This is a genomic window from Glaciecola petra, assembly GCF_031846345.1.
Lineage (GTDB): Bacteria > Pseudomonadota > Gammaproteobacteria > Enterobacterales > Alteromonadaceae > Glaciecola > Glaciecola petra.
The window spans coordinates 1-778 of the sequence record NZ_JAVRHX010000021.1; the positions used below are offsets into that span (position 1 = coordinate 1).

A 778-nucleotide genomic window follows, 5' to 3' on the forward strand; every position below is an offset into this window, starting at 1 on the left:
TATCAGCCGCCCAGCGATTAGCGAGCAGCGTTTAAATATGACTGACCATGGGAAAGTGCGCTATGAGTTGAAAACCCCTTATCGAGATGGAACAACACACGTATTCTTTGACCCTCTCGATTTCATCGGCAAACTAGCCGCTCTCATTCCGCCGCCTAGACTCAACTTAACAAGATTTTTTGGCGTGTTTGCGCCTAACAGCAATCTTCGTGCGCAAGTAACGGCCTCACAGCGTGGGAAAAATAGCCCTAAACTAAACAATAAAGAAAATAGACAATCTGACAAGCCTTATCACGCTAGGAGCATGAGTTGGGCACAAAGGCTAAAACGTGTCTTCAATATAGACATGACTGAATGTGAAAAATGCCAACAGCACAATGTAACGATAATTGCCTGCATAATCGAACCTGCCATCATACACAAGATATTGTCGTATTTAGACAAACAAGGCTCACCTATCACTGGCAACAATACCAGAGCACCGCCGGTTGTAGCTTTAGAGAATAGGGTTATGTTTGATGATTTCACCATCCAAAGAGATTTTGACTTTGGCGCATGACACACGAAAAACACAATGATGCTTGAACATGCCATATGTTGAGGCAAGGCCCTTCGCACCTAACTATCTAGATTTCAGTACCAAAGGCCAGTTTACTCAATCACTGCAACAAAAAATATTTCCCAAATTTGTTCAACACCACAAATGAGTAACCATAAACCCATCCTCAAATGCAGCTGGCACAGAGGCTAGTCTATAGTGTTAATTTGTCTTATACTC

1 protein-coding gene is annotated in these 778 nt (G+C 42.7%); it reads left to right on the plus strand.

Annotated features, from left to right (window positions below):
- Positions 1–559, plus strand: a 559-nt coding sequence (locus RM552_RS17695) for a transposase (RefSeq protein WP_311370211.1), incomplete at its 5' end; no start/stop codon positions are given.
- Positions 560–778: the final 219 nt, after the last annotated feature.